Genomic DNA, 22478 nt, shown 5'->3' on the forward strand with positions numbered 1-22478 from the left:
CGTCGGAAATCCGTACTCCGTCACACTATTATGTCATTGGCGGTCACAGAAGCGCGGCACTGCGGGCAGCTCCCGCCACCGCAGTCTCCGCCGACCGGTCCGCTACACTGCGCAGTTCATTCCGCCTCTCCCGAGCCGTCCGCCCCATGTCCGCAGGTCCGATCGAATCCGCCGCCCCGCCCACCGATGCCGCCGCTCCGGTCCGCCAGGACTTCATCCGGCAGATCGTCCGCGACGACCTCGCCAGCGGCCGGCACACCACGGTCCGGACCCGTTTTCCGCCTGAGCCCAACGGGTATCTGCACATTGGTCACGCCAAGGCGATTTGCCTGGACTTCGGCATCGCCGACGAGTTCGGCGGGCGCTGCAACCTGCGCTTCGACGACACCAACCCGGAGAAGGAAGACCTGGCGTTCGTGCGCGCGATCGAGGACGACGTGCGCTGGCTGGGATTCGACTGGGCCGAACTGCGCCACGCCTCGGATTACTTCGAGGTCTATTACCTGGCCGCCGAGAAGCTCATCGCGCAGGGCGATGCATTCGTCTGCGACCTGACCGCCGAACAGGTCCGCCAGTACCGCGGCACCCTGACCGAGCCGGGTCGGAACTCGCCGTTCCGTGACCGCAGCGTGGACGAGAACCTGGACCTGTTCCGGCGCATGCGCGCCGGCGAGTTCGCCGACGGCACGCGCACGCTGCGCGCGAAGATCGACATGGCCAGCGGCAACATGAACCTGCGCGACCCGGCGCTGTACCGGATCAAGCACCTCGCCCACCAGAACACCGGCGATGCCTGGCCGATCTACCCGATGTACGACTATGCGCACGCGCTGGGCGATGCGGTCGAAGGCATCACCCATTCGCTGTGCACGCTGGAATTCGAAGACCATCGGCCGCTCTACGACTGGGTCGTCGACCGGGTCGACCTGGCCGGACATCCCGAACTGCTCGCCTCCTTGAGCGCACGCGGCCTGCCGGTGGTGGCGGGCAAGCCGCGCCAGATCGAGTTCTCGCGCCTGAACATCAACTACACCGTGATGAGCAAGCGCAAGCTCACCCAACTGGTCGCCGACGGCCTGGTCGACGGCTGGGACGACCCGCGCATGTACACGCTGCAGGGGCTGCGTCGCCGCGGCTACACACCCTCGAGCCTGCGGTTGCTGGTGGACCGGGTCGGCATCAGCAAGCAGAATTCGGTGATCGACTTCTCGGTGCTCGAAGGTGCGCTGCGCGACGACCTCGATGCGCGCGCGCCGCGGCGCATGGCGGTGATCGACCCGCTCAAGCTGGTGCTGAGCAACCTGCCCGAGGGCCATGCCGAAACGCTGACCTTCCCCAACCATCCCAAGGACGAGGCGCAGGGCACGCGCGAGGTGCCGTTCTCGCGCCAGCTGTGGATCGAGCGCGAGGATTTCGCCGAAGTGCCGCCCAAGGGCTGGAAGCGACTGGTGCCCGGTGGCGAGGTCCGCCTGCGTGGCGCCGGCATCGTGCGCGTCGACGAAGTGATCAAGGACGCCGACGGTGCGATTGTCGAACTGCGCGGCACGCTCGATCCCGAGTCGCGGCCCGGCATGGAAGGCGCCAACCGCAAGGTCAAAGGCACGATCCACTGGGTCAGTGCGGCGCATGCAGTCGAAGCCGAAGTGCGGCTTTACGACCGCCTGTTCGTCGTCGAGAAGCCGGACGACGAATCCGCCGGCAAGACCTACCGCGACCATCTCAATCCCGACTCCAAGCGCAGCACCACCGGCTACGTGGAGCCGGCCGCCGCGCAGGCCGCGCCGGAGCAGGCGTTCCAGTTCGAGCGTCTGGGCTACTTCGTCGCCGACCGCTACGACCACGCCACCGACCGGCCGGTGTTCAACCGCAGCGTCACCTTGCGCGACGTCTGGACATCGGCCAAGCCCGGCGGCTGATCGCCGACACGCCCACGTCGGTGCCGGACGTGCACGCCAGTCCGCCGTGGATGACGCACCCGCTCGTTCGCCTCGGGGCGATCGCAACGGTGCTGTCGCTGGCCGACGTCCCGTGGCTGCCCTTTCCCTGGCGGATGCCGATCGTCGGCGCGCTCGCCGTGACCTGGGTGCTGGTCGAGACGCGCCGCTGGCCGGCCGCCGGCGTCGGGCGACAGCGCCTGTGGGCGACGCTCGGCTGGACGGCTGCGCTGGTCGTCCTGGTCGCAGGCATCGTCGGCCCGGTGCTCGAACCGCTGGTCGACCGACTGACCGGGACGCCGGTGGATTACAGCGGTTACGGCGCGCTGCGCGGCAACCTCCCGATGGCGCGCGACCTGGTTCTGGGCGCCTGGCTCAGCGCGGCGTTGGGCGAAGAGCTCGTCTTCCGTGCCTTTTTGATGCATCAGCTCACGGCGCTGTTGCGTACCACGCGCGCCGGCGACGCCCTCGCGATCCTGGCCGGCGGCGTCGTGTTCGGTCTGATGCATGCAGATCAGGGGCTGGCGGGAATCGTGCTGACCGGCCTGGTGGGCGGGCTGTTCTGCGCGGCCTACCTGCGCTCGGGCCGCAACCTCTGGGCGCTGGTGCTGGCGCATGGTCTGATCGACACCTGGGGCGTGACCACGCTGTACCTGGGCTGGGTCTGAGGCGACGCCGGTTCGCTCGCCGCGCCCGCGCCCGCGCCCGACACGCGAGCACAGCGCGCGCTCGACACGCTGACGGGGCCGGAGCGGTACCATCGCGCCGATGAATCGTTTGCGCTCCCTGCTGTTCGGCCTCTGCGCCCTGGTCTCGTTGCTCGCGCTTGCAGCCTGCGCGGCGCCGCACACGCCAACATCGCCGCCGGCCGGCGCGCCTCCCGCTCTGTCGGCCGGGGCCGGCAATCCGCTGGCCCCCGACACCGGCTGCAACGTCGATGCCGACTGCGCAGTCAAGAATGTCGGCAACTGCTGCGGCGTCTATCCGGCCTGCGTCCATCGCGACGCTGCGGTCGATCCGCAGGCCGTCGCCGCCGACTGCGCCGCGCGCGGCCTGGCATCGGTCTGCGGCTTCCGGCAGATCGAGGCCTGTCGCTGCGTCTCCAACCGCTGCGAAGCGGCGCCGATGCGCGTGCACACGCGCTGACCGCGGCTTTCGCCGCCTGTCTTCTTCCAAGGGATCCGCAATGCTGTACGCACAAGTCCACCTCACCCTGCCCGCCTGGGTCCACGAGCACGTCGACACCGCGCGCGCCTATCCCGGCGACGAGGCCAAGGTCGCACTCGCGATCGCGCTGTCGCAGCGCAATGTCGAGGCCGCCAGCGGCGGCCCGTTCGGCGCCGCGGTTTTCGACGGTCAGGACCGCATCGTGGCGGTCGGCGTGAACCGGGTGATGCCCCACACCTGCTCGGTCGCCCACGCCGAGACCATGGCCTACATGCTGGCCCAGCAACGGCTGCAGACGCCGCGGCTCAACGAGCGCATCGGCCCGGTCACCCTGGCGACCTCGTCGCAGCCGTGCTGCATGTGCTACGGCGCCACCGTGTGGGCCGGCATCGACCGGTTGCTGATCGGCGCCCGCGCCGAGGATGTCGAGGCGCTGACGTCGTTCGACGAAGGCCCGCTGCCCGAGGACTGGGTCGGCGCACTGACCGAGCGCGGCATCGCGGTCGTGCGCGACCTGCTGCGCGACGAGGCCTGCACGGTGCTGCGTGCCTACGGCGAGTCCGAAGGAGCGAAGTACTGACATGCGCGACATCGACCCGGCCCAGCCGGACCCCGGCACCGTCCCGCCGGTCAGCGGCCTGCTGTGCTATTGCCGCCCCGGTTTCGAGTCCGACCTGGCCGCGGAGCTGACCGATCGCGCCGCTGGCGTGCGCGTTGCCGGCTATGCGCAGACCCGGCGCGGCGACGGCTATGTGCTGTTCCATTCCGACAACGGCCCGGCCCTGACTCACGAACTGCCGTTCCGCGAACTGATCTTCGCGCGCCAGAAGCTGATGCTGCTGGCCGAACTGCGCGACCTGAACCCGAGCGATCGGATCACGCCGATCTTCGAAGCCCTGGCCGGCCGCGGACGTCATGGCGAGCTGATCGTCGAGCATCCCGATTCCGACGACGGCAAGCAGCTCGCCGGCCTGGCGCGCAGTTTCGGCAACGCGCTGCGCCCTGCGCTGCGCAAGCGCGGCTTCCTGAGCCAGAAGGACGAAGCGCGCTTCCCGCGCCTGCATGTCTTCTTCGTCAGCGGGACCCACGCGTTCATCGCGCAATCGGTCGTCGGCGACAGCGCGCCCTGGGAGATGGGCATCCCGCGCCTGCGCACCCACACTGAGGCGCCGTCGCGCTCGGCGCTGAAGCTCGAAGAGGCTTTCATGACCCTGCTGACCGAGCGCGAGCGCAATGCGCGCATCAAGCCGGGCATGCGCGCGGTCGATCTGGGCGCGGCCCCCGGCGGATGGACCTGGGTGCTGACGCGCGAGCACATGCGCGTGGTCGCAGTCGACAACGGGCCGATGCAGGCCGACCTGCTCGACACCGGCCTGGTCGATCACCACCGCGTCGACGGCTTCCGCTATCAACCCGTCGGTCCGGTCGACTGGCTGGTCTGCGACATGGTCGAGCAGCCGCGCCGCGTGGCCGAACGCATGGCCACCTGGTTCCGCGAGGGCTGGTGCCGGCACGCGATCTTCAATCTCAAGCTGCCGATGAAGAAGCGCTGGCAGGAAACACTGCTGGCGCTGGACCTGTTCGCCAACAACGCAGGTGAGCATGCGACGCTGACGGTCCGTGCCCGCCAGCTCTACCATGACCGCGAAGAGATCACGGTCTACGCCAGCGTCGAGTAGGCGCGCACTGGAGGACTTCCCATGGCCGCAGGCTGGATCACCGCCGTCGCCCCGTACCTGCCCGAGATCGTGCGCCTGGCACGGCCGATCTTCACCCGCACCCCGCCCCAGGCCGATCTTGGCCAGCAGCGGCGGATGGACGTGATCGACGCGCAGATCGGCGAGTTGCAGGACGCGGCGAGCCAAAACGCCGACTCCATCGCCAAACTCGCCGCCGACATGCAGAAGACCATCGAGGTCCTGCAACTGGGCGCCGAGCGCCTGGAGCGGCGGCTGGTGCTGTCCAACCGGCTGGCCGTGGCCGCTGCGACCGCCGCGGCGCTGGCCTTCGCGCTCGCCGCCTACGCGCTGGCCCGGTGACGTCCCGGGGCGCGTGATCGCGCGCTCACCGCGCTGACGGATACTGCGCGCCGACCTCTCTTTTTTGGCGCCCTTGCGATGGCTTTCAGCCTGCTGACCCTGCTCGACGATATCGCGACCGTGCTCGACGATGTCGCGTTGATGACCAAGGTCGCCGCGCGCAAGACCGCGGGCGTGCTCGGCGACGATCTGGCCCTCAACGCGCAGCAGGTCACCGGCGTGCAGGCCGACCGCGAACTGCCGGTCGTCTGGGCGGTCGCCAAAGGGTCGGCGCGCAACAAGTTGATTCTGGTGCCCGGCGCCCTGGCGATCAGCGCCTGGCTACCGTGGCTGGTCACCCCGCTGCTGATGACCGGCGGCCTGTTCCTGTGCTACGAGGGCTTCGAGAAGGTTCTGCACAAGCTCGTGCACCGCGCGCGCGATGATGCCGACAAGCCCGCACGCACCGCAGCGCTGGCTGCGGCCGATGTCGATCCGGTGGCGTTCGAGCGCGACAAGATCCGCGGCGCGGTGCGTACCGACCTGATCCTGTCGGCCGAAATCATCGCGATCGCCCTGGGCACCGTCGCCGGTCAACCCTTCGCGACCCAGTTGGGCGTGCTCGTCGGCATCTCGGCGCTGGTGACCGCCGGGGTCTACGGCCTGGTCGCGGGTATCGTGAAACTCGACGACGCCGGCCTGGCGCTGACCCGTCGCGCCTCGGCAACGGCGCAGGCGGCGGGCCGCGCGATCCTGCGTGCCGCCCCCTGGCTGATGAAAGGATTGGCGATCGTCGGGACCGCCGCGATGTTCCTGGTCGGCGGCGGCATCATCACCCACGCCATCCACGATCTGGCGACCTGGATCGACGAGGCCGCAACCGGCCTGGGTGCCTTGCCGACGATCGGCACCGTGCTCGACGCGCTGGTCCCGACGCTGATCAATGCGGTCGTGGGCGTGGTTGCCGGCGGCCTGGCAGTCGCAGTGGTGTCGGGCGTCCGCCGCCTGCGTCCGGACAAGGCGCACCCACCGGCGGGCTGACACGACAACGGGCGCCGCCTGGTCAGCAGCGCATGACCGCCCAGGCGCCCCAGACCCAGATGCCCGCGCCCCAGATCGCCAGCATCGCAACGACCGCCAGCAGCATGCCCACGGCGACAACTGCGGCCCGCCGCCCACGGAGCCTGCGGAACGTCATCCAGGGCACTGCGCTGCCGACGACGACCGCCAACACGAGGCAGGCGACGCCGAGAAACGCGAACAGCCCCGCATCGTCGCTGACCATCGGACACTGTCGCAGCGCGAATGCAGGCGCCGCGCCCAGCCACGCTGCCGCGCAGGCCGCCGCCCACAGGCCGGCGACGCCGCGTCGGCTCAGCGACCGGCCGCGCGCGCCCACAGCAGATTGCGCAGCGGCGGCAGCGCCTGCGCGATGCCCAGCGCGTGGCTGCGCAGCAGCGTCGGTGCCAGCGCGTCGGTCGAATAGACGCGGTTGATGGCCTCGAATGCGTAGGCCGCGACGGTGTTGTCGCTGCGCCGGGTGCGCGCCCAGCGCGCCAGTCGATGCGGCGCATCCCAGGCCGCACCGCGGCGGCGGGCCTGTGCCACCGCCTCCGCCAGGCCTGCGACATCGCGCAGCCCCAGGTTCACGCCCTGGCCGGCCAGCGGATGCACCACATGCGCGGCATCGCCGATCACCAGCACGCGCCCGGCGCGCTGGCTGTCGACCAGTTGGCGGCGCAGCGGAAAGGCCGCCCGCGCCGAGACCGGCGTCAGGTGCCCGAAGCGCCCTTCCGCGGCGCGCGTCAGCGCGTCGGCGAACGCGACGTCGCCCAGGCTGCGCACGCGCGCGGCCTCGTCGGCCGGCAGCGTCCAGACGATCGAACAGGTGCCGTCGCCGCAAGGCAGCAACGCCAGCGGGCCGGTCGGCAGAAAGCGCTGCCAGGCTGTGTCCTCGTGCGGCCGCTCACCGCGCACATATCCCACCACGCCGCTCTGGCCGTAGTCGTGGGCCTGCGCACCGATTCCAGCCAGCCGGCGGAGCGCCGAGCCAGCGCCGTCGGCCGCAATCGCCAGCCGCGCCTCGATCCGGCGGCCGTCGGCCAGCCGCAGCGCGACCGAACCTGCGGCCGTTTCCAGCGCCTCGACCGTCGCCGGGCTGCGCACCTCGACCCCGGCCGCGGCCAACTGCGCCCAGAGCCGATCCACCAGCAGGCCGTGCTCGACGATCCAGCCCAGCTCACGCATGCCCAGCGCATCGGCGTCGAAGTCCAGTTCGCTGCCGCCGCCGGCGTCCCAGACCCGCATGCGCCGATAGGGGTGGGCGCGTGCGGCGCGCACCGCGTCCCAGACGCCGACCTGCGCCAGCAAGCGCGCGTTGTCGTGCGCGAACGCATACACGCGCAGGTCCGGCTCGGCCGGCGTCCAGCCGGCCGGCGGCCGGGCCTCGACCAGCACCACGTCCAGGTCCTGGCCAGCGAGCGCCAACGCACAGGCCGCACCGACCACGCCACCGCCGACGACCACGACATCGCGCACGCCGCGCCGGCTCATGCCGTGGCTCCGCGACACAGCGCCGGCACGTCGCCGCGGTAGCCCATCGCGCCGCCGGCGAGCATCGCCTGCAGGCTGCGGTCGGCATCGAGCGTCAGCAATCCGGCGCTGCGCAGTGGGCGCAGCAGCGGCGACGGATTCGCGGTCAGCCGCGCCAGGCCGTCGGAGAACGCCAGCGTGCGCGTGCGGTCCTCATGGCGGCGCGCCGCCCAGGCCGCCACCAGCGCAGGCGCACCGGAATCGTCGCCGTCGGCGACCAGTTCGGCCAGCGTCAGTGCATCGCGCAGCCCGAGATTGAACCCCTGCGCGCCGATCGGGTGCAGGGTCTGCGCCGCATTGCCGACGAGCACCGCGCGTGCAGCGGCCGTGCATTCGGCGACGACGCGGCGCAGCGGGTAGCGGCTCCGCGGGCCGACGGTCTCGAACCGACCCGCACGCCAGCCGAACGCCGTTTGCACGCGGGCCAGGAACGCGGCCTCGTCGAGTGCGGCGACCGCGTCGGCGGCGTCGCGATCGACGCCGTGCACCAGACCGTAGTGGCGATCTCCACGCGGCAGCAGCGCGGTCGGGCCGCTGTCGGTCAGGCGTTCGAACGCGCTGCCGTCCGGCGCCCGCGCCGTGCGCAGCCGCGCGACGAACAGGTCCTGGCGATAGTCGTGTTCCTGGGTGTCGATGCCCAATGCCGCACGGACGGCGGACGCCGTGCCGTCGGCGGCGACAACCAGCGCCGCACCAATCCGTTGCTCGCCGTCGCTGCCCGCGATGCGCGCGATGCGACGGCCATCGGCCTCCGGCTCCAGCCCGATGAAGCGCGCGGGCCGGTAGCGGGTCAGATGCGACAGTTCGCCCAGCCGCGCCTCCAGCGCCTGACCGAAGTCGCGGGCGACGACGACCTGCCCGAACTGGTCGCGGCCGTAGTCGGCGGCGTCCAGCCGCAGGCGGCCGAAGTCGCCCTGGCGGCTGACGTGGATGCGGCGGATCGGGCCCGGCGGCATCTGCAGTTTCTGCAGCACGCCCAGCGCGGTCAGCGCGTTGACCGTGGCCTCGGCGAAGCTGAGATTGCGCTCGTCGAACACCGCCGGCATCGCTTCGGGCGGCGTCGCCTCGACCAGCCCGGTGTCGACGCCGGCGCGATCGAGTGCGATCGCCAGACTGGCACCGACCAGCCCGCCACCGACGATCAGGACCTGATGTGCATGGTTCATGGCGCGATGATAAGCGTTCGGCCCGGTGCTCCGCGCCACGCCGGCTTGCCGGCGCTCCGATAGAATGCCGGTCACGTCCGTCTCCGCCGGGAACAGCAGCATGTCCGCCACCGCCCGCCGCGCCATGATCCTCGCCTCGCTGGCCTTGCTCATGGCCGCAACCCGCGTGCATCACTTCGCGGCGGTTCCCGATGCCTCCTGGGCGGTGTTCTTCCTCGGCGGTCTCTATTTGCGGCCATGGACGCGCCTGGCATTTCCGGCACTGATGATCCTGGCCGTGGCGATCGATGCCCTCGTCATCCACGCCCAGGGGCTGTCGTTCTGGCAGCACTACTGCGTATCGCCGGCCTACTGGTGCCTGATCCCGGCCCATTTCGCGCTGTGGATGGGCGGCGCCTGGTTGGGCGGGTACCGCGGGAGACGCGCATCCGTCGCGCTGGCCAGGCTTGCAGCCGCGCTGATCGTATCGGTCGCGCTTTGCCACCTGTTGGCCCAGGGCAGCTTCTACTGGATCAGCGACAGCGTCACGTCGCCGACCCTGGCCGGCTGGTGGAAGAACTACACTGACTGGCTGCCGGCCTACCTGTGGACGACCGCGCTTTACGTCGCCGCCGCCGTCATGGCCCACATGCTGCTGGCCCGCGTTCTGCCGCGACCGGCCGCGGCCCACACCCTCGGCGCCGACTGAGCGCAATGGGCCATCGCCTCTCCAGGATCTACACCCGCACCGGCGACGACGGCTCGACCGGCCTGGGAGACGGCAGCCGGACCGGCAAGGACGCGCTGCGGGTGGCGGCCTACGGCACTGTCGACGAGGCGAATTCGGCCCTCGGCCTGCTGCTCGCCACGCCGCTGCCCGAGGACGTGCGCACGCTGCTGACCGCGCTCCAGCACCGGCTGTTCGACCTGGGCGGCGAACTGTGCATCCCCGGCCACGCCGCGATCGAAGACGCGGACATCGCGGAACTCGAAGCGCAGCTCGACCGCTACAACGACACGCTGCCTCCATTGCGGGACTTCATCCTGCCCGGCGGCGGCGAGGCCGCGGCGCGCTGCCACCTCGTGCGCACCATCGTGCGCCGCGCCGAGCGCGAGGCTGTCGCGCTGTCGCGCGTGGAGACGGTCCGGCCGCAGGCACTGCGCTATCTCAACCGCCTGTCTGACCTGCTGTTCGTGCTGGCCCGGGTGCTCGCCCGGGGCGACGGCCACGGCGAGGTGCTGTGGCAACCCCGGCGGCACGCCTGACATGCACCACCCGATCGGCTTCGGCGGCGACGACCGGCAGGTGCCGGTGTTCTCGCATGCCGCGTGCCTGGACCACGACACCGGCCCCGACCATGCCGAGCGACCGCAGCGGCTGGTCGCGGTGATCGAGGCGCTGCGGGCCGCGTTCCCCGACCTCGATCTGCGCCAGGCCCCGGCCGCGACCCGGGGGCAACTGCTGCGGGTGCACGACGAGACCCTGCTGCAGACGGTGCTCGAATCGCAGCCGACCGGCCGCATCCCACTCGACGCCGACACCGTGCTCTCGCCCGGCTCGGCCCAGGCCGCGCTGTATGCCGCGGGCGCCGGTGTCGCCGCGGTCGATCTGGTCTGCAACGGCGAACTGCGCCGGGCGTTCTGCGCTGTGCGCCCCCCCGGCCACCACGCCACCGCCGACATCGCGATGGGGTTCTGCCTGTTCAACAACATCGCCGTCGCCGCGGCCCACGCACTGGACCGCTACGGGCTGATGCGGGTGTCGATCGTCGATTTCGACGTGCACCACGGCAACGGCACCCAGGCGATCTTCGAGCAGGAGCCGCGGGTGCAGTATCTGAGCTCGCACCAGTTGCCGCTGTTCCCCGATACCGGCCTGCGCCGCGAGCGCGGGGTCGGCAACATCGTCAACATCCCACTGGCGCCGGGCACCGGCAGCGCCCGTTTCTGCGAGGCCTGGCGGGAGCGGATCCTGCCCGAGATCGATGCCTTCGCCCCGCAACTGGTGCTGGTGTCGGCCGGCTTCGATGCCCATCGCCTCGATCCGCTGGCCCAACTCGAGCTCGAGGCCGAGGACTTCGCCTGGCTGACCCGCGAACTGGTCGCACTGGCCGACCGCCACGCCGAGGGGCGCCTGGTGTCGATGCTCGAAGGCGGCTACGACCTGCAAGCGCTGCGCGAGTGCGCCGTCGCCCACCTTCAGGCACTGGCAGGCTGAGCGGGGCCGCGCCTGCGGACGTGAACGGAAGGTCGAGGGGCTGCATTGCCGCTACACATGGGATGCGGCATGCTGGCGCCCGTTTTGGCCGAACGGATCGACCGTGCGCCCCGCCCTCCGCCTGCTGCCCCTTCCGTTCTGCATCGCGCTGTCGCTCACGGCCCAGGCCGACGACCTGCCACGCCCCAACTACTGGGCGCTGTGCCCGGTCGAGGATGCCGTCCCGGCCTTCGCCGACGCCCAGGCACCGGTGGGCTCGGTCGAGGACCGCGAAAGTCAGCCGACCGACATCGACGGCGACGCTTTCGAAGGGGTCACCGGCGAGAGCAGCAGCTTCTCGGGCAATGTGACGCTGCGGCGCGGCGACCAGTTCCTGGGCACCGACGATCTCGACTACTCCGAGGAGGACGGCACGTTCGTTGCCAGCGGCAACGTCCGCTACCAGGATGCAGGCATGCGCGTGGTCGCCGACACGTTGCAGGGCGACACCTTGTCCGAGGCCTACCGCATGGACAACGTGCGCTACCAGCTCACGGCCCGGCGGGGCAACGGCGGTGCCGACCACATCCGCATGGAGGGCGCGCAGGGGGCGCTGCTGGGCTCGACCTACTCGACCTGCCCGCCCAGCGACCGCTGGTGGGAGCTCAAGGCCCAGCAGATCGACGTCAACACCGACCTGGGCATGGGCACCGCGCGCAACGCGACCCTGCGCGTGGGCAAGGTCCCGGTGCTGTACGTACCGTGGTTCCGCTTCCCGATCGACGAGCGCCGCATCTCCGGCCTGCTCTATCCACGGATCTCGCAGTCCAGCCGCAACGGCTTCGACTATTCGCAGCCGATCTACCTGAACCTGGCGCCGAACTACGACATGACGCTCGAGCCGCGCTGGATGAGCAAACGCGGTCTGCAGTTGGGCACCGAGTTCCGGTTCATGACCGACGCCACCCGCGGCGTGCTCGACGTGGCCTATCTGCCGTCCGACAAGCTCGCCAGCCGCGAGCGCGAGCTCGAGCAGACCCAGGTGCCGATTGCCAAGAACCGCCGCAAGGACGACCGCGGGTTCTTGAGCTTCAGCGGCTCTGCCGACCTCAATCCGACCTGGCAGGCTCGTGCGAACCTGACCTGGATGAGCGACCCGCGGTATCTGGAAGACGCCAGCAACAACGTCGACGGCATCTCGTCGATCAGCGGCGTCAGCCAGCTCGGCGTGTTCGGCCAGGGCCGGTCGGGCCCGCAAGGCTACTGGAACGCCGGCGTGCTGGCCGACTACCAGATGCTGACCGACTACACGCTGCCCGAGTCGATCCTGCCCTACAACCGCCTGCCGCACGCCTACTTCAACTGGGAACGGCCGTATGGGCGCTGGTTCACCGCCGGCGTCAACGCCACCGCGACCCGGTTCTCGCACGTCGACGACGTCACCAAGCCCGGCGGCAGCCGGGTCGACCTCAAGCCCTACATCTCGATGCCGCTCGAAGGCCCGAGCTGGTTCCTGCGCCCCACCCTCGCCTGGCGGCATACCGCCTACGGGCTGGACCGGGAGCTGGCTGACTCGATCGCCGACCAGCGCGCGCGCGGCGCGCTGGGCATCGGTGGCGGGGTCCCGATCCCCGACGCACTGCAGGGCCAGTACCAGGCGGCCTTCGGCCAGTTGCGCGACACCGCGCCCAGCCGCAGCCAGCCGATCGCATCGCTCGATGCGGGGCTGTTCTTCGACCGCAACACCCGGTTCCGTGGCGAGGACTACCTGCATACCCTCGAGCCGCGGCTCTACTACCTGCACTCGCCGTATCGCGACCAGTCGGCACTGCCGTTGTTCGACACCAGCCCGCTGACCTTCGGCTGGGGCCAGTTGTTCCGCGACAATCGCTACTCGGGCGCCGACCGCCAGGCCGACGCCAACCAGGTGACGCTGGCGGTGAGCACGCGCTTGATCCGCGAGTCCGATGGCCGCGAGAAACTCAGCGCGAGCCTGGGCCAGATCGTGTACCTGGACGACTCGCGGGTGACGGTCGGCAACGAGACCCAGATCGAGCGCGGGCGCTCGGCCTGGGTCGCCGACTCGACCTACGCGATCAACGACCGCTGGACGATCAGCGCCGGCTACCAGTGGGACCCCAAGCTCCGCCGCGAGGACCTGGCCAGTGTCCGCACCCGGTATCTGATCGGCGACGACGGCATCGTCAACTTTGCCTACCGCCGGCGCAGCAACCTCATCGAGCAGGCCGACCTGTCGTTCCTGTATCCGATCAACCCGACCTGGAGCCTGGTCGGGCGCTATTACTACTCGCTCGCCGACAACCAGCTGCTCGAAGCGGTGGCCGGCGTGCAGTGGGACAGCTGCTGCCTGGCGACCCGCGTGGTCGGCCGGCGCTACCTGCGCAACCGCCAGGGCGAGATGAACAACGCCATCATGTTCGAAGTCGAACTCAAGGGCCTGGGGTCGGCCGGACCGGACACGGAAGGCCGTCTGCGCCGTGCTATTCTCGGCTATTACCGTGACGACCTCTATCTCGTGCCGCCGTCGGAACTGCGCAACAGCGACGACGATGACTCCATCACTCCCGGCCTGAGCCAATGAAGACACTGATCCGTTCCCTCGCGGCCGCCATCGTGCTGTGCGCCGCCGCCGCGCATGCCCAGACCCTGCAACCGCTCGATCGCATCGCCGCGGTCGTCGACGAGGACGTGATCCTCGCCAGCGAACTCGACCGCGCGGTGAACAACATCCGCGCGCAGTACGCGACCCGCCAGGACCAGTTGCCGCCGCAGGAGATCCTCGAGCGGCAGGTGCTCGAGCGCTTGATCACGCTGCGCCTGCAGACCGCACGCGCCCAGCAGACGGGCGTGCGCGTCAGCGACGAAGAAGTCGACCAGGCCATCGCCGCGATCGCGCAGCAGAACAACTTCTCGATGGACCAGCTGCGTCGCCAGCTGGCCGGCGACGGCATGTCGTTCGACGACTTCCGCGCCTCGCTGCGCGACGAGCTGCTGATCCAGCGCATGCGCCAGCGCTTCGCGCAGACCCGCATCTCGGTCAGCGACGCCGAGGTCGATGCCGCCCTGTCGGCGCAGGCCACCGGCGCCCAGTACCGCCTGGCGCACATCCTCGTCGCCCTGCCCGAGGGCGCCACGCCCGAGCAGATCCAGACCGGCCAGCAGAAGATCGACGGCATCAAGGGCCTCATCGACCGCGGCGAGATGGAGTTCTCGGCCGCAGCGGTGCGCTACTCCGACAGCCCGAACGCGCTGGAAGGCGGCGACCTGGGCTGGCGCCGGACCGACGAGATCCCGGCGGCGTTCGCGACCTCGGTCACCTCGCTGCAGCCCGGCCAGGTCATCGGTCCGATCCGTGGCCCCAGCGGCTTCCAGCTGCTGCAGCTGGTGGACGTGCGCGACGCGAGCCAGAGTGGCGGCGCCGGCACGGTCACCGAGTACCAGGCCCGCCACATCCTGATCCGCGCCCAGGGCGAGGACGACAGCGCCGCCAAGGCGCGCGCCGACTCGCTGCGCGCGCGCATCGTGGGCGGCGCCGATTTCGCGCAGATCGCCCGCGACAGCTCCGAGGACAATGCCACCAAGGCCAACGGCGGCGACCTGGGCTGGTTCACCCAGGACGAGTTCGGCCCGGACTTCGGCGGCCAGGTCGCCGCGCTCGGCGACGGCGATGTCTCCCAGCCCTTCCGCACGCAGGCTGGCTGGCATATCGTCCAGCGCATGGCCAGCCGCCAGTCGGCCGGCAACGACAACAACCGGCGCGCACAGGCGCGCGAGGCCATCGGCCAACGCAAGCTCGAGGACGAGTGGGACCGCTACGTGCGCGAGATGCGCGGTGAGGCCTACGTCAGCGTCCGCATCGGCCCCAATCCCGATCCTGAGATCGGCGGCGGCGGCTGAGCGATGACCCGGCCCAGGCTGGCGCTGGTGCCGGGCGAGCCGGCCGGCGTCGGCCCGGAGCTGTGCGTGCGCGCCGCCTGGCGCGCTTGCGGGGCCGACCTGGTCGCGATCGGCGATCGTGAGGCCTTGCGCCGAGCCGCCGATGCGATCGCGCTGCCGATCGCTTTCGCCGATGCCCAGGCCCCACAGGTCCCCCCGGGCACGTTGCGCCTGATCGAATTCCCGCATGCGCACGTCCCCGCCTTCGGCACGCCCGATCCGCGCAATGCACGCAGCATCGTCGATGCCCTGCTGCATGCTGCGGCCGGCTGCCGCGAAGGCCGCTTCGACGGCCTGGTGACCGGCCCGGTGCACAAGGCGGCGATCAATGCCGGCGGCGTGCCCTACACCGGCACGACCGAACTGCTGGCCGACGACGCCGGCTGCGATGTGGTGATGATGCTCGCCAATCCGCAACTGCGCGTGGCGCTGGCGACCACCCACCTGCCACTGCGCGCCGTCCCCGATGCCATCACCGCGCCCACGCTCGAGCGCGTGTTGCGCATCCTCGATGCTGCGTTGCGTCGCGACTTCGGGCTGCAGGCACCGCGGATCGCAGTCCTCGGCCTCAATCCCCATGCCGGCGAGGACGGCCATCTGGGCTTCGAGGAGCGCGACATCATCGCCCCCCTGCTGGCGCGCCTGCGTGCCGAAGGCCTCGCCCTCGACGGCCCACTGCCGGCCGATACCGCCTTCCTGCCCATGCGTCTGGCCGATGTCGACGCGGTGCTGGCGATGTACCACGATCAGGGCCTGCCAGTGCTCAAGCACAACGGCTTCGAATCGGCGGTCAATCTGACCCTGGGCCTGCCCTATCCCCGGGTCGCGGTGGACCACGGGACGGCACTCGAACTCGCCGGCAGCGGCCGCGCCGACCCGTCGAGCCTGTTCTGCGCGATCGACCAGTGCGCGGCGCTCGCCCGCCACCGCAGGGCCGCGGCATGACCGCGGGCACGCCGATCGGCTGGGACGATTTCCTGCGCGTGGACCTGCGTGTGGGCCGCGTGGTGTCTGCCGAGGTGTTCCCCAAGGCGCGGCGCCCGGCCTATGTGCTGCAGGTCGACTTCGGCCCGGAGATCGGCGTGCGCAAGTCCAGCGCGCAGATCACCGACCACTATGCGCCGCAAACATTGGTCGGCCGGCTGGTCGTGGGCGTGGTGAACTTCCCGCCCAAGCAGATCGGGCCGCTGATGTCGGAGTGCCTGATCACCGGTTTCCATGACGCCGAAGGCAAGGTCCGGCTGTGCGTTCCCGATGGCGACATCGCGCCCGGCACCCGGCTGCTGTGAGCTCCCTTCTTTTTCTGCGACCCGTCCCATGATCCGATCCTCCGCCGCCTCCGGCAGCTTCACCGAACCGCCCAAGAAATCGCTCGGCCAGAACTTCCTGCACGAGCGCGGGGTCGTCGACAAGATCGTGCTGGCGATCGACCCCAAGCCCGGCGAGCGCCTGGTCGAGATCGGGCCCGGCCAGGGCGCGATGACGTTCCCGCTGCTCGACCGCCATGGCAGCCTGACGGCGATCGAGTTCGACCGTGACCTGTTGGCGCCGCTGACTGCGCAGGCGGCTGCGCATGGCGCGTTGACCCTGGTCCATGCCAACGTGCTCGACGTCGACCTGACCGCGCTCGCGGACGGCACGCCGATCCGGCTGGTCGGCAACCTGCCCTACAACCTGTCCTCGCCGATCCTGTTCCACGCCCTGGCGCATGCCGCCGCGATCGTCGACATGCACTTCATGCTGCAGAAGGAAGTGGTCGAGCGCATGGCCGCCGGGCCGGGCAGCAAGGTCTATGGGCGACTGAGCGTGATGCTGCAGGCCTACTGCGATGTCACTGCATTGTTCGTGGTCGGCCCGGGCGCGTTCCGGCCGCCGCCGAAAGTCGATTCGGCGGTCGTGCGACTGGTCCCGCGCGCGCCCGAACGCATCGGCATCGACGATCCCATGCGTTTTGCCAACATCGTCCGCGCGGCCTTCGGCCAGCGCCGCAAGACGCTGCGCAATGCGCTGGGCGGCACGATGGAGGCCGAGGCGATCATCGCGGCCGGCATCGACCCCCAGCAGCGCGCCGAGCAGTTGTCGGTCGCCGATTTCGTGCGCCTGGCCAACCATACGGCCACGACATAGTCGAAGCATTCATTGCCGCCCGCTACACTGAGCGCGCCATGGACGAGACTGCCGACTACACCCTCGAAATCCAGATCGCGACGCGCTTCCTCGACGAGGAATCGACCCCCGACGACGATCGCTACGTTTTCGCCTACACCATCCGTATCCGCAATGTCGGCCGGTTGCCGGCCCAGCTCGTCTCGCGCCACTGGATCATCACCGACGCCAATGGCCGCGTCGAGGAAGTGCATGGCGACGGTGTCGTCGGCGAACAGCCGCGGCTCGAGCCGGGCGAGGCCTTCACCTACACCTCCGGCGCAGTGCTGTCGACGGCGGTCGGGACGATGGAGGGCAGCTACGACATGGTCGGCGACGACGGCGCGCACTTCGACGCCCCGATCCCGCCGTTCACGCTGTCGGTCCCGCGTACCCTGCACTGATGGCGATCTGGGCGATCGGCGACCTGCAGGGTTGCTACGGTGCGACCGCGCGATTGCTCGAGGCGATCCGCTTCGATCCGGCCGTCGACCGGCTGTGGTTCTGCGGCGACCTGGTCAATCGCGGCGGCGAATCGGTCGAGACGCTGCGGCTGGTGCACTCGCTGCGCGAGAACGTCGTCAGCGTGCTGGGCAACCACGACCTGTCGCTGCTGGCGATCGCCGAGCGTCGCGAAGAGGACCAGCGCAAGGTCAATCCCGATCTGCGCGGTGTGCTGTTCGCGCACGACCGCGACGTGCTGCTCGACTGGCTGCGCGCCTGTCCGCTGCTGCACGTGGACCGCGCGCTGGGCTGGATGATGCTGCACGCCGGTCTTGCGCCGCGCTGGACCACCCAACTGGCCGAGAAGCACGCCGCCGAGATCGAACGCAAGCTGCGCAGCCCCGGCTATCGCAAGCTGCTGCGCAACATGTACGGCGATCGCCCGGCGTGGTCGCCGAACCTGACCGGGCCTGATCGCGATCGCGCGATCATCAACATCTTCACCCGAATGCGCTATTGCGCGCCCAAGGGCCGCATCGCGTTCGAAGAGAAGGGCGCGCCCGGCACCCAGCAACCGGGACTCTATCCCTGGTACGAGGTCCCGGGGCGTGCCGAGCGCGACCTGAAGATCGTCTGCGGTCACTGGTCGACGCTGGGCCTGTTCATCGGCCACGGCATCCACGCGCTCGACACCGGCGCGGTGTGGGGCGGCAAGCTGACCGCACTGCAGCTCGATGCCGAGACGCTGCGCATCGTGCAGGTGCCCGGACGCGACGTGCCGCCACCGGTGAGATGAGGCGGCGTCCGGGCCCACACGCCGCACTGGCGGCGCTCGCACTGGCCGGACTGTTGCTGTCGGCGGCGGCCTTCGCGCATCCGCTGACGGACGCGGCCCGGCGTCAGGTCGGCGTCACCGTCCGCTACGACCCGGCCTACGTGCGCCTGGACTATCCCGGCGGCGACGTGCCGGCCGACCGCGGCGTCTGCACCGATGTCGTGGTGCGCGCGCTGCGCACGCAGGGCATCGATCTGCAGCAGCGCATCCATCAGGACAAGCGCGCCCATCCGCAGGCCTACCCGCGCCAGTGGCGGCACCTGGCCGCCGACCCGCACATCGACCATCGACGCGTCCCCAACCAGACGACCTGGTTCGCGCGCCAGGGCTGGTCGCGGCCCGTCGTGCAAGCCCGCGGCGATTACCGAGCGGGCGACATCGTCGCCTGGCGCCTGGACAGCGGCCTGCTGCACATCGGCATCGTGTCCGACCGCAAGGCCGGCGACGGCACGCCCCTGGTGCTGCACAACATCGCCCGCGGCACGCGCGAGGAAAACGTGTTGCTGCGCTGGCGCATCATCGGTCACTACCGACCGGCGGTCGCGCCGGTGCCGGACGCTCAGGCGCGGCGGTAGTCGACGAATGCGAAGGCGTGCGCGTGGCGCGTGTCGGCGGCGTGCTCCTGCCGCGCGGTCTGGATCCAGTCGGCGGCATCGAACGCCGGAAACCAGGCATCGGCGCCGTCGACCTCGGCATCGACGCAGGTCAGCGACAGGTGCGTGGCGCGCGCCAACGCCAGCGCGTAGACCTCGCCGCCGCCGATCACGCACAGCGCCTGGGCGCCGTCGCCTGCGGCCAGCGCGAGCGCCGCATCGAGCGACGCGACCGCCTCCATGCCGTCGAACGGCGCACGGCCCGAACGCGTGAGCACCAGATTGCGGCGACCGGGCAGCGCGCGGCCGATCGACTCGGCGGTGCGTCGCCCCATCAGCACCGGCTGGCCCAGCGTCAACGCCTTGAAGCGCTTCAGGTCGTCGGGCAGATGCCACAGCAGCGCATTGCCGCCGCCGATCGCGCGATTGCGATCGAGCGCGGCGATCAACACGATTCGCGGCGTGTCGCGTTCGGCCGCCATGCCGGACACGGCCGACTGCCGCTCGGTCATACCGCGACCGGCGCCTTGATCGCCGGTAACGGGTCGTAACCGTCGAAAGCGATGTCGTCGTAGCCGAACGCGAACAGATCGCTCACCGCCGGGTTCAAGCGCAGCCGCGGCAGCGGGCGCGGCGTGCGCGTGAGCTGCTCGCGCGCCTGCTCGAAGTGGTTGGCGTACAGGTGCGCGTCGCCGAGCGTGTGCACGAAATCGCCCACGCCCAGCCCGGTCGCCTGCGCGACCATGTGCGTGAGCAGCGCATAGCTGGCGATGTTGAACGGCACGCCGAGGAAGATATCGCCGCTGCGCTGGTAGAGCTGGCAGCTCAGGCGGCCGTCGACCACGTAGAACTGGAACATCGTGTGGCAGGGCATCAGCGCCATCTGCGGCAGGTCGGCGACGTTCCAGGCACTGACGATCAGCCGGCGCGAGTCGGGATTGCGTACGATCTCATCGACGACCCAGCGGATCTGGTCGATCTCGCGGCCGTCGCTGCCGGTCCAGCGGCGCCACTGCTTGCCGTAGACCGGTCCCAGTTCGCCGTCGGCGTCGGCCCACTCGTCCCAGATGCCGACCTTGTGGGCCTTCAGGTAGCCGATGTTGGTCTCGCCTTTCAGGAACCACAGCAGCTCATGGACGATCGAGCGCAGGTGCAGCTTCTTGGTCGTGACCAGCGGAAAGCCATCGGCCAGATCGAAGCGCATCTGCCAGCCGAATACGCTGCGCGTACCGGTGCCGGTGCGGTCGGCCTTGTCGCTGCCGTGCTCGAGCACGTGGCGCAGCAGATCCAGGTACTGGCGCATGCTCAGCCCGCCTGCACAGGCACGGCCGGCTGCAGCACCGGCGCGCTGCGCGAGCGCCACAGCAGGAACAGGCCCAGCGCGACCAGCGGCAGCGACAGCAATTGACCCTGGGTGACCCAGCCGAACGCCAGATAGCCGATGTTCGCATCGGGCACGCGCACGAACTCGACCAGGATCCGGAACACGCCGTAGAGCAACGCGAACATCCCCGAAACCGCGTAGCGCGCACGCGGCTTGCGCGAGAACACCCACAGGATGACGAACATCGCCAGCCCCTCCAGGCACGCCTGGTAGAGCTGCGAGGGGTGGCGTGCGAACTGATCCAGCGCACCGGTCGCAAACTCGGCCTGCAGGCGCTCGGCCGACCAACCCGCGAAGGCCGGATCGGTCGGAAACACCACGCCCCAGCCGGCCTGGGTGTACTTGCCCCACAGCTCGGCGCCGATGTAGTTGCCCAGCCGGCCGAAGCCCAGGCCCGGCGGCACCAGCGGCGCCACGAAGTCCATCACGTCGAAGAAGTGCAGGCGCTGGCGCCGCGCCCACCACCAGGCCGCCACCAGCACGCCGAGCAGGCCGCCGTGGAAACTCATGCCGCCGTCCCAGACCTTGAACAGCATCAACGGGTCGGCCATCAGCTCGCCCGGCGTGTAGAACAGCACGTAGCCGATGCGGCCACCCAGGATCACGCCGAGGATGCCGTTGAACAGCAGGTCGCCGAAGCGCTCGACATCGACGCCGGGCAGGCGGCCGGCGCGGATGCGCAGCCGCCCCAGCCACCAGGCCATACCGAAGCCCAGCAGGTACATGACGCCGTACCAGTGGACCGACGGATGGAACGGACCGATCTGCGGCAGTTGCAGCGCGATCGGATCGATCTGGTGAAGGATGATCATCGGATCAGCGCGGCAGCGGATGCGTGGGCGCGTCGACCGGCGGCGTCACCTCGCCGCGATTGCGCATCGCATTGCGCTTGGCCCACAGGTTGAGCATTTCGACGAACGCCGAGAACCCCATCGAGCCGTAGATGTACCCCTTGGGAATGTGCAGGCCGAACCCGTCGAGCAGCAGGTAGACACCGATCAGCACGATGAACGCCAGCGCCAGCATCTTCACCGTCGGGTTGGCGTCGATGAACTTGCCCAGCGGCTGCGCCGCGAGCAGCATCACCGTCACCGCCAGCAGGATCGCGCAGACCATCACCGGCACGTACTCGCCGGCCATGCCGACCGCGGCGATCACCGAGTCGAGCGAGAACACGATGTCGATGACCGCGATCTGCGCGATCACCGCACCGAAGGACGCAGTCGCCTTGCCGATGCTGCCGTGGGCTTCGGGATCCTCGCCCTTGAGCTGCTCGCGGATCTCCATCGCGCCCTTCACGATCAGGAACAAGCCGCCGAGGATCAGGATCAGATCGCGCACCGAGATGCCGCGACCGAATAACTCGAACAGCGGATCGGTCAGCCGCGCTAGCCAGGCCAGCGTCAACAGCAGGCCGATGCGCGTGATGCAGGCCACGGCGATACCGAACTTGCGCGCGAACTCGCGCTTCTCGACGGGCAGCTTGCCGACGGCGATCGAGATGAAGACCAGGTTGTCGATGCCCAGCACGATCTCGATCGCACTGAGCGTGATCAGCAGGATCCAGACCTGGGGGTCGGTCAGCAGTTCCATCATGGGGAGGGCATCCTCGTTTGGGGTCCAGCCACCGCGGGGCTCGCGGCGGCGTCTACAGCCAGCGCGGCAGCAGGATCAGCGTCCATACCGCCACCACATTGATCATCGTCACGAACACCGCGGCCGATCCCATGTCCTTGGCCCGCCCGGCGAGCTCGTGGTGCTCTGCGCCGTAGCGCTCGATCACCGCCTCGATCGCCGAATTCAACAACTCCATCGCCAGCACCAGCAGGCAGCTGCCGAGCAGCAGCGCCCGTTCCACGCCGGTGTCGCCCAGCCACAGGGCCAGCGGCGCGAGGACCGCCAGCACACAGACCTCGAGCCGGAATGACGACTCGTGCAACCAGGCCGCACGCAGGCCCTGGCAGGACCACACCGTGGCCTTGAGCATGCGTGCCGGCCCGCGCGGCCAATGTCCGGTGTCGTCGGCCATCGCTCACGCCCGCGCCCGGCGAGCCGTCGCCGAACGCC

General features: G+C 70.1%; 25 protein-coding genes and 1 pseudogene. 18 read left to right on the forward strand and 8 right to left on the reverse strand.

All coding sequences use genetic code 11. The features are described from left to right. Window positions 1–146 precede the first annotated feature (146 nt). The 7 genes from ABE488_RS02260 to ABE488_RS02290 all read left to right on the forward strand — a co-directional run bounded on the left by ABE488_RS02260 (window position 147) and on the right by ABE488_RS02290 (window position 6160). A complete protein-coding gene (locus tag ABE488_RS02260) occupies window positions 147–1916 on the forward strand; it encodes a glutamine--tRNA ligase/YqeY domain fusion protein (RefSeq protein ID WP_346442954.1) in 1770 nt (589 codons plus the stop codon). A 134-nt stretch (window positions 1917–2050) separates the two neighbouring features. Continuing rightward, the gene (locus ABE488_RS02265; RefSeq protein ID WP_346446992.1) at window positions 2051–2602 is read left to right on the forward strand and encodes a CPBP family intramembrane glutamic endopeptidase; all 552 of its coding nucleotides are present in this window, start codon (window positions 2051–2053) and stop codon (window positions 2600–2602) included. 100 nt (window positions 2603–2702) lie between these two features. After that, the gene (locus tag ABE488_RS02270; protein WP_346442956.1) at window positions 2703–3080 is read left to right on the forward strand and encodes a hypothetical protein; all 378 of its coding nucleotides are present in this window, start codon (window positions 2703–2705) and stop codon (window positions 3078–3080) included. A 40-nt stretch (window positions 3081–3120) separates the two neighbouring features. Beyond that, on the forward strand, window positions 3121–3681 hold the full coding sequence (locus tag ABE488_RS02275; RefSeq protein WP_346442958.1) for a nucleoside deaminase: 561 nt from the start codon (window positions 3121–3123) through the stop codon (window positions 3679–3681). 1 nt (window position 3682) lies between these two features. After that, window positions 3683–4780, forward strand: coding sequence for a 23S rRNA (cytidine(2498)-2'-O)-methyltransferase RlmM (gene rlmM / locus ABE488_RS02280; protein ID WP_346446950.1), 1098 nt, complete (start codon window positions 3683–3685; stop codon window positions 4778–4780). Between the two features lie 21 nt (window positions 4781–4801). Beyond that, the gene (locus ABE488_RS02285) at window positions 4802–5140 is read left to right on the forward strand and encodes a hypothetical protein (RefSeq protein ID WP_346442962.1); all 339 of its coding nucleotides are present in this window, start codon (window positions 4802–4804) and stop codon (window positions 5138–5140) included. 78 nt (window positions 5141–5218) lie between these two features. Further along, window positions 5219–6160: a DUF808 domain-containing protein gene (locus tag ABE488_RS02290; RefSeq protein ID WP_346446952.1), complete on the forward strand. Its 942-nt coding sequence runs from the start codon at window positions 5219–5221 to the stop codon at window positions 6158–6160. Between the two features lie 22 nt (window positions 6161–6182). On the opposite strand, the gene ABE488_RS02295 is transcribed toward ABE488_RS02290, so the two are convergent. From ABE488_RS02295 to ubiH, 3 genes are all read right to left on the reverse strand, one after another. After that, window positions 6183–6404 carry a hypothetical protein gene (locus ABE488_RS02295; protein ID WP_346442965.1) on the reverse strand — a complete coding sequence of 74 codons (222 nt, stop codon included), beginning with the start codon at window positions 6402–6404 and terminating at the stop codon, window positions 6183–6185. A gap of 89 nt (window positions 6405–6493) precedes the next feature. Then, complete coding sequence (locus ABE488_RS02300; RefSeq protein ID WP_346442967.1) at window positions 6494–7672, reverse strand: FAD-dependent oxidoreductase; 1179 nt, start codon at window positions 7670–7672, stop codon at window positions 6494–6496. Continuing rightward, window positions 7669–8877 (reverse strand): 2-octaprenyl-6-methoxyphenyl hydroxylase, encoded by a 1209-nt coding sequence (gene ubiH, locus ABE488_RS02305; protein ID WP_346442969.1) that lies wholly within the window; start codon window positions 8875–8877, stop codon window positions 7669–7671. Before ubiH ends, ABE488_RS02300 begins: the two co-directional genes overlap by 4 nt. A gap of 100 nt (window positions 8878–8977) precedes the next feature. On the opposite strand from ubiH, the gene ABE488_RS02310 reads away from it, so the two are divergent. The 11 genes and pseudogenes from ABE488_RS02310 to ABE488_RS02360 all read left to right on the forward strand — a co-directional run bounded on the left by ABE488_RS02310 (window position 8978) and on the right by ABE488_RS02360 (window position 19009). Next, window positions 8978–9565, forward strand: a complete 588-nt coding sequence (locus ABE488_RS02310; protein WP_346442971.1) for a hypothetical protein — start codon at window positions 8978–8980, stop codon at window positions 9563–9565. A 5-nt stretch (window positions 9566–9570) separates the two neighbouring features. Then, entirely contained in the window at window positions 9571–10122 is a 552-nt protein-coding gene (locus tag ABE488_RS02315; RefSeq protein WP_346442973.1) for a cob(I)yrinic acid a,c-diamide adenosyltransferase, read from the forward strand. 40 nt (window positions 10123–10162) lie between these two features. Beyond that, on the forward strand, window positions 10163–11074 hold the full coding sequence (locus ABE488_RS02320) for a histone deacetylase family protein (RefSeq protein WP_346443091.1): 912 nt from the start codon (window positions 10163–10165) through the stop codon (window positions 11072–11074). Window positions 11075–11177: 103 nt separating this feature from the next. Further along, window positions 11178–13655: an LPS-assembly protein LptD gene (gene lptD, locus ABE488_RS02325; RefSeq protein ID WP_346446954.1), complete on the forward strand. Its 2478-nt coding sequence runs from the start codon at window positions 11178–11180 to the stop codon at window positions 13653–13655. After that, window positions 13652–14971: a peptidylprolyl isomerase gene (locus ABE488_RS02330; protein ID WP_346442975.1), complete on the forward strand. Its 1320-nt coding sequence runs from the start codon at window positions 13652–13654 to the stop codon at window positions 14969–14971. The genes lptD and ABE488_RS02330 overlap by 4 nt, the downstream gene beginning before the upstream one ends. A gap of 3 nt (window positions 14972–14974) precedes the next feature. Next, entirely contained in the window at window positions 14975–15955 is a 981-nt protein-coding gene (gene pdxA / locus ABE488_RS02335) for a 4-hydroxythreonine-4-phosphate dehydrogenase PdxA (RefSeq protein ID WP_346446955.1), read from the forward strand. Continuing rightward, the gene (locus tag ABE488_RS02340; protein WP_346442979.1) at window positions 15952–16299 is read left to right on the forward strand and encodes a tRNA-binding protein; all 348 of its coding nucleotides are present in this window, start codon (window positions 15952–15954) and stop codon (window positions 16297–16299) included. The genes pdxA and ABE488_RS02340 overlap by 4 nt, the downstream gene beginning before the upstream one ends. A 28-nt stretch (window positions 16300–16327) precedes the next feature. Beyond that, window positions 16328–17137 carry a 16S rRNA (adenine(1518)-N(6)/adenine(1519)-N(6))-dimethyltransferase RsmA gene (gene rsmA / locus ABE488_RS02345; RefSeq protein WP_346442980.1) on the forward strand — a complete coding sequence of 270 codons (810 nt, stop codon included), beginning with the start codon at window positions 16328–16330 and terminating at the stop codon, window positions 17135–17137. 38 nt (window positions 17138–17175) lie between these two features. After that, window positions 17176–17559, forward strand: a complete 384-nt coding sequence (gene apaG / locus ABE488_RS02350; RefSeq protein WP_047137325.1) for a Co2+/Mg2+ efflux protein ApaG — start codon at window positions 17176–17178, stop codon at window positions 17557–17559. Continuing rightward, window positions 17559–18389, forward strand: a pseudogene (locus ABE488_RS02355) (symmetrical bis(5'-nucleosyl)-tetraphosphatase); the annotation flags it as partial. The gene apaG and the pseudogene ABE488_RS02355, both read left to right, overlap by 1 nt. A gap of 2 nt (window positions 18390–18391) precedes the next feature. Beyond that, window positions 18392–19009, forward strand: coding sequence for a DUF1287 domain-containing protein (locus ABE488_RS02360; RefSeq protein WP_346442983.1), 618 nt, complete (start codon window positions 18392–18394; stop codon window positions 19007–19009). Here ABE488_RS02360 and ABE488_RS02365 read toward each other — a convergent pair. Genes ABE488_RS02365 through ABE488_RS02385 form a run of 5 tightly spaced genes read right to left on the reverse strand, consistent with a single transcriptional unit; the run spans window position 18994 to window position 22440 of the window. Further along, window positions 18994–19539 (reverse strand): dihydrofolate reductase, encoded by a 546-nt coding sequence (locus ABE488_RS02365; RefSeq protein ID WP_346442985.1) that lies wholly within the window; start codon window positions 19537–19539, stop codon window positions 18994–18996. The genes ABE488_RS02360 and ABE488_RS02365 overlap by 16 nt on opposite strands. Next, window positions 19536–20330: a thymidylate synthase gene (locus ABE488_RS02370; protein ID WP_346446957.1), complete on the reverse strand. Its 795-nt coding sequence runs from the start codon at window positions 20328–20330 to the stop codon at window positions 19536–19538. The genes ABE488_RS02365 and ABE488_RS02370 overlap by 4 nt, the downstream gene beginning before the upstream one ends. Before the next feature lie 2 nt (window positions 20331–20332). Then, the gene (gene lgt / locus ABE488_RS02375; RefSeq protein WP_346442988.1) at window positions 20333–21223 is read right to left on the reverse strand and encodes a prolipoprotein diacylglyceryl transferase; all 891 of its coding nucleotides are present in this window, start codon (window positions 21221–21223) and stop codon (window positions 20333–20335) included. A 4-nt stretch (window positions 21224–21227) separates the two neighbouring features. After that, window positions 21228–22007, reverse strand: a complete 780-nt coding sequence (locus ABE488_RS02380; protein WP_346442990.1) for a TerC family protein — start codon at window positions 22005–22007, stop codon at window positions 21228–21230. Between the two features lie 52 nt (window positions 22008–22059). Continuing rightward, complete coding sequence (locus tag ABE488_RS02385) at window positions 22060–22440, reverse strand: diacylglycerol kinase (RefSeq protein ID WP_346446958.1); 381 nt, start codon at window positions 22438–22440, stop codon at window positions 22060–22062. Window positions 22441–22478: the final 38 nt, after the last annotated feature.

It is taken from the genome of Luteimonas sp. TWI662 (assembly GCF_039673825.1).
Classification (GTDB): Bacteria; Pseudomonadota; Gammaproteobacteria; order Xanthomonadales; family Xanthomonadaceae; genus Luteimonas.